Genomic DNA, 5,775 nt, shown 5'->3' with positions numbered 1-5,775 from the left:
GGGTATCGGCTGCGAAACAACAAATTTGTTGTATTTTCCGAAAAATATGATTAACTTGCCCTGCACAATAGAGGAGACGACAACATTCATATCGTTCTCCTTCACTTCCCCGAACAAGCTCATTAGTTCATTCTCTGTTTTACTGGTTAAAATGGCGTGTTCGATGTATGTATGAATGGCTTCTCGTGACTCTGTTAAGTCAATCATCGTATTGAAGCCCATTAAGATAACAGGACTATCCAACAAATAATCCTGTTGAAGGAAGAAATCATCATTATTCAGAAATTTATTTGTAATTTCTTTTATCAGCGGATCCATAGTCCTGTTTCTCCCTTATAATTCAAAACTTTTTGTTATAATTTCCCACTGGGATGAGATCTATACAAAGAAAAAAACCTTCCAAAAGGAAGGTTTACATTCAACTCAATTTACATTCAAAACTAATCTTATTTCAAGTTTTCGCTATATTTTTTAAAGTTGTCTAGAAACGCCTGCCAGCCTGCTTTTTGCATTTCAACGGGATTAGTAGCTTCAGCATCAAAAGATTCAATTACCTTCGTATCGTTATCTTGACGAATGAATGAAATCTCAACTTTTCTTCCATCTCCCATGGTATAAGAAATGAATTCGTTCGTTCTCACTTCATCATAAACGCCACCAAGATCAAATCCAAAGCTTCCATCTTTGGCTTCCAATCTTGTAACGAATGTTCCGCCAACCTTTAGATCATTTTCGGCTCTTGGTGCATGCCAGTCATCCGAGGCAAAAGACCATTTTGTAATATGTTCTGGTTGTGTCCAAAATTCCCACACTTGTTCAACTGGTGCATGTACCGTTGTTTCTACCGTTACTGTCTGTTTAGCTGTTTCCATTACATTTACCGCCTCGCTATATGTATTTTGATGAACTATGGTAATTATACCATTAAATGACGGTGAACCAAAGTTATGTTGTTGCGTTAACGTGGCTGCCAAAACTGTCGATGGTTCCCTACATGCGTTTTATTTAACCTCTACTACAATAGGATCCAATAAAAATCCACGAACATAAGGGAGCAACCTCCATTGACCTGCCTCTGGCAGCAACATCGAGGTCGGAAGATGTCTATCCGCACCATTTAATGCGCTTCCCAAAGCATTTGCTGAACTCATTGGGTCAGAGGCGAATACGGTTATCAACGTATCTGAGCCTTCTTTTACTGCTTTCACCTCAAAAGGTCCGTTGAGTTGATCTTGCGTACCCCAGAAGTGCCACATATACTTCTGTTCTTTCCCTGTTATAAATCCTGGATCGATGAATCCTACTCGATTCACAATACCACGCATCCAATAATTGCCAGTCTGAAATTGTGGAGTGATATCCCAGGTGGGACTCTGCATAGTTAACTTAACGCTGCCGTATAATTTCCCATCTAATTTCACAATCAGTTCCCACATGCCATCGATAGGAAGAGCAAAACGAACCCCAAATCGTTCAAGCCCTGGATATCCACTGCTTGGCTCTTGAACAGTTTCTAAAGAGACTGTTTGTTTAATACCTGTTTTAATGTGTACCGCATCAATCTCCATCGTTCTACCATAGAAAGTTTGAAAAGGCTCCTCGAAATGAAAGATATATCCGTTCATCTCACCGGCCTTTGCTCCAGGCTGTGGAGCAACGGAGAAAATCAATCTCCCATTTTTCTTGTACAAAGCTGCGTCATCATTCGAAGAGTAGCCTGAAAAACTAAATAAGGAGGTTGGAAATGAATTTCCGATTTCTTCTCTTTGAATAAGTAAGAAGATTACCAAACAGGTGACTGAAATTAGCGATGCAGAGAGAATCCTTTTGAAACGGCGATCGCGTAATTCTCGAATTTGTGTTAGAACGTTCTTTTTCAATATAGGTGTAAAATGCTTCTCCTTAAAAGGGGACTCCGCTAGTTGTTTTGCACAATTCGGTTTTTTTTTATCCATGTGCTTACACCTCCTTATTTTCTTGATCTAGCCATTTGTTTAATGTTTTTTTTGCCCGATGTGATCTAGATTTAACAGTGCCTTCCGAAACATGGAGCAGTTTTGCAATATCTTTCTGTTTCAGTCCATAGTGATAATCCAAGATTAGAACTTCTCTGTACTTTCTTGGAAGCCGTATCACAGTGTCCCATAAATTCCGATTTTCCATTCGATCAAATAGAACCTGTTCAGCAGGAGGGGATTGGTCTCTTGTGAATAAACGATCAGTCAAGGTTACTTTACGGATGAATGCACTTTGTAAATAATGCAGTGCTTTATTTCTGGTTATCGTAAGGAGCCAACTTTTGACCGAACAGTCGCCTCGAAAGGCATAGATTCCGCTATAGGCAGCTAAAAAAACTTCTTGAGATATGTCATCTGCAACCTCTTGTCGGCGTGTCAAAAAAAAAGCGAATTTCCAAACATCTTCCCCGAATTTATCCATTAATTCACTCAGTACAAGATCTCGGTCATATCCATGATCCAAATATTTTAAGTAATCCATTTCATCCGACACGTTCTTCACCTCTCAACATAAGACCGATCAAATAATAAAAGGTTCCATAAAACTAATAGTTTTTTAAATGGAGAAGTCTGTCTATAGTTGTCTATGCTATACTTTTATTATTACATACTGTCGAAATGGTTTAATCAAACGACATTCTCAAATTCGTGTTGATGGAGGGATAGCTATGCAATCGACCCTGCTGTACGGAAAAGGAACTTTAACAGTAGAAGTGCCAGACCATTCGATGATTATCGAACCTTATCATTTAGAAGGATTACAAGAAGATAAACAAGCCGCCCATGTACCAAGAGAAAACTTTGTTGTTATTAATGGTACAGGAACACATCGCGATCAAACAGAAGAAGAATTTGTCCAAATGTTGGGGAAGTCGGTTGTCGACAGTGTCCGGGTGATCAATCACCATTGCCACAACCAAGATGAATTGGTGAAGGTAGGTCATAGCCAGTTTGGGTGTGATGTCTATCTAAATAAAGAGTATGTAGAAGCTGATTTCAGAATTGTTACAGGTTTTATAGAACCACACTTTTTTGCAGGTTTTTCTGGAGGACCGAAAGGGATTATGCCTGGGATTGCAGGGATTGAAACAATTTTAACATTTCATAACGCCCGAATGATCGGAGACCCCCTGGCAACATGGGGGAATATGGTCAATAATCCTCTGCAGGATATGACCCGTGAAATCAATCGTATGTGCAAGCCCCATTTTATGCTTAATGTGACACTAAATAAATCGAAGGAAATCACGGAAGTTTTTGCCGGTGAGTTGTTTGAATCCCATGACCAAGGCTGCGCATTCACCAAGCAGCATGCCATGATCCCGGTTGAGGGACGGTTTGATGTCGTTATTACTTCCAATTCGGGCTATCCGTTGGACCAGAATCTATATCAGGCAGTCAAAGGGATGAGTGCGGCCCATAAGATTGTAAAAGAAGGTGGAGCCATTATCTGCGCCTCCGAATGCTCAGACGGGATTCCGAACCACGGGAATTATGCGGAAATTCTGCAGTTGAGAAAAACACCACATGAAATTCTCGAAATGATTAACGATGGAAGTTTTCAAAAATTCGATCAATGGCAAGTTCAGAAACAGGCCGTCATTCAGGTCTGGGCCGATGTCTATTTGTATTCCTCTTTGGCGGACGAAGACGTCGAAAAAGCGATGTTAAAAATATCGCATGACATCGGTTCAACATTGGAGCACTTGAAAGTGAAGTATGGCAGCGATATGACAGTAGCCGTTTTGCCACTAGGACCCCTAACAATTCCATATGTAAGTGAAGAATAAATCTCTTGATGGGCTTGATGATCCCTGTATGTTGACCTGAAATGGTTTGTCTACAGAGACGTCAAGCCTCTACGTATAAAATTAGTTGCAATAACATTCTATATAGCATATGATGATATTAGTTGCAATGACATCCTATCTAAGGAGGAGTAATTTGAGCGATCATTGGAGGCCAAATAACAAGGACACAACGGAATCACACGGACAATATATCTCAGCCATATATCGGCATATGCAGATATTGATCTCATCCGAGCTGCAGCCTTATCGAATCGGAAGCGGACAATATATTTTCCTGATGTCCATTGCTTTTCATCAGCCAATCACGCAGAAAGCGCTGAGCGAGAGGCTGCTCATTGACAAGACGACTACGGCTAAAGCGATTGCAAAGCTAGAGGCAGAGGGATATGTTCGGAGAGAAGCAGATCCCGCGGACAATCGCTATCAGCTGCTCTTTTTGACAGAATCTGGACGTGAAGTTGTGCCAAAGGTGCAAGACGCATTGAGCCGCGTCAAGCAGAAAACGCGCAAGGGCATTACGGATGATCAGTATGACTTGTTAAATGACCTACTGAAGACAGTCCTCAGCAATCTGAGCGAGCAAGATGAGATGTAGCAGTAAGTCTTCGGATTAGGGACAAAAACTAAGGGAGGTTTTAGGTTATGATAGCGAATCCTTTTATCGTGGTGGAGAATTGTAAAGACGAAATTGAGTACTATCAAAGCATTTTTGGCGGTGAGATTTCTATTCTGCGCAAGCAAGGTGAAGTGGTGCTTAATGCGGATCTTCATGTTGGGACGGCAACGCTTAAGTTTGCCGATGTTCAAGCAGCGAAACCGGCGATGAAAGGCGATTACGTGAGAGTCTTCCTCCGAATCGAATCTGAGGAGTCGTTCCGTTCCATATATGGAGCATTCGCGTCCGGCGGAATTGTTAATACTGAAGTGTACGAGGCTCCGTTTAACGGTTTGCTGGCAATTGTTACAGACCGGAACGGCGTCTGCTGGGTGCTGTCTTTTTATCGAGAGTAACGTTATCAATAAGTATGAAGGCAGTTGGCCAAGGGTCGGCTGCCTTTTCTCATACACTGAGCAGGAAAATACTAACGGCTGGAGAAGAGATTAGAGGTATGAAAAAGTAAAAAATATACATTTTATTGAGATACAATGGGATTATAAGTATGGAGAAAGAAAGGTGATAGTAATGGAACCAATCATCTCTAATCAAAGAAAAGTGGTTACATTGTTTGGCTTTTCCAAAGTTCATGATCCGAACAAAGGATATAGCAATACGATTTTCGAATTGATGGATAAAGTTTGGAAGGAAGTTCGTGAGAATGGACTCTCTCATAAGGGAATGAACCACGTCGTTTATGAAGATGGCCACCACATATTCGCTGGTATRGAGTTAGTTCTTCCCCCTGGTGATCATTCAGAATTGGAGAAGAAGGATGTCATTTTCGAAAAATATGCCTATTGTAAACATATCGGGCCTTATGGTGAACTAGATAGAACATATGAAAGTATTCGCTCACGTGTAAAAGCTTCAGGTGAATCGCATGAACTTCCGTTACTGGAGGTATATGGACATTGGAATGAAGATGAATCCAAACTGGAAACGGAGATTTTCTATAATCTCAAGCAATAACAAAGGAGGAAGCATATTATCGTGCCTGAAACCAATAATAATTCGCATTCAAAGGATGATCTGGAAACCAGGGTCATCACCCAATTTAAACAAGCGCTTGATGGTAATGATCCAGAAGCTGTAAGCCAGTTACTGCAAAGCTATCCATCGCTTGTCACACGGATAAACGAACCATGTTTTGCTTTTGATACACCAGCGATCGTGATTGCTGCATATAGAGGTAAGCGTCAGATGGTTGACGTGCTGCTGCAGTTCGGGGCGGACATAAATGCCAAGAGTAGTTGGTGGGCAGGCGGATTCGGTGTTCTACATCATGACC

General features: G+C 41.1%; 8 protein-coding genes and 1 pseudogene. 5 read left to right on the top strand and 4 right to left on the bottom strand.

What is annotated here, in order from left to right:
* The 4 genes and pseudogenes from AC1DUA_RS31875 to AC1DUA_RS31860 all read right to left on the bottom strand — a co-directional run.
* Positions 1-318 (bottom strand): annotated as a pseudogene (locus AC1DUA_RS31875) (spore germination protein); the annotation flags it as partial.
* 128 nt (positions 319-446) lie between these two features.
* Positions 447-872 (bottom strand): SRPBCC family protein, encoded by a 426-nt coding sequence (locus AC1DUA_RS31870; protein ID WP_477503555.1) that lies wholly within the window; start codon positions 870-872, stop codon positions 447-449.
* A gap of 129 nt (positions 873-1,001) precedes the next feature.
* Positions 1,002-1,955 carry a DUF4871 domain-containing protein gene (locus AC1DUA_RS31865; RefSeq protein WP_477503554.1) on the bottom strand — a complete coding sequence of 318 codons (954 nt, stop codon included), beginning with the start codon at positions 1,953-1,955 and terminating at the stop codon, positions 1,002-1,004.
* 4 nt (positions 1,956-1,959) lie between these two features.
* Complete coding sequence (locus AC1DUA_RS31860) at positions 1,960-2,511, bottom strand: RNA polymerase sigma factor (RefSeq protein ID WP_477503553.1); 552 nt, start codon at positions 2,509-2,511, stop codon at positions 1,960-1,962.
* Between the two features lie 175 nt (positions 2,512-2,686).
* On the opposite strand from AC1DUA_RS31860, the gene larA reads away from it, so the two are divergent.
* From larA to AC1DUA_RS31835, 5 genes are all read left to right on the top strand, one after another.
* Positions 2,687-3,808, top strand: coding sequence for a nickel-dependent lactate racemase (larA, locus tag AC1DUA_RS31855; protein WP_477503552.1), 1,122 nt, complete (start codon positions 2,687-2,689; stop codon positions 3,806-3,808).
* A 154-nt stretch (positions 3,809-3,962) separates the two neighbouring features.
* On the top strand, positions 3,963-4,424 hold the full coding sequence (locus AC1DUA_RS31850) for a MarR family winged helix-turn-helix transcriptional regulator (RefSeq protein ID WP_477503551.1): 462 nt from the start codon (positions 3,963-3,965) through the stop codon (positions 4,422-4,424).
* A 47-nt stretch (positions 4,425-4,471) separates the two neighbouring features.
* The gene (locus tag AC1DUA_RS31845; RefSeq protein WP_477503550.1) at positions 4,472-4,840 is read left to right on the top strand and encodes a VOC family protein; all 369 of its coding nucleotides are present in this window, start codon (positions 4,472-4,474) and stop codon (positions 4,838-4,840) included.
* Positions 4,841-5,012: 172 nt separating this feature from the next.
* Positions 5,013-5,456, top strand: coding sequence for a GyrI-like domain-containing protein (locus tag AC1DUA_RS31840; protein ID WP_477503556.1), 444 nt, complete (start codon positions 5,013-5,015; stop codon positions 5,454-5,456).
* A 21-nt stretch (positions 5,457-5,477) separates the two neighbouring features.
* The coding region (locus AC1DUA_RS31835; protein WP_477503549.1) for a hypothetical protein at positions 5,478-5,775 on the top strand (298 nt) is incomplete at its 3' end.

Source organism: Paenibacillus sp. 01T422 (assembly GCF_056398785.1).
This window is presented reverse-complemented; position numbering and strand designations above follow the sequence as displayed.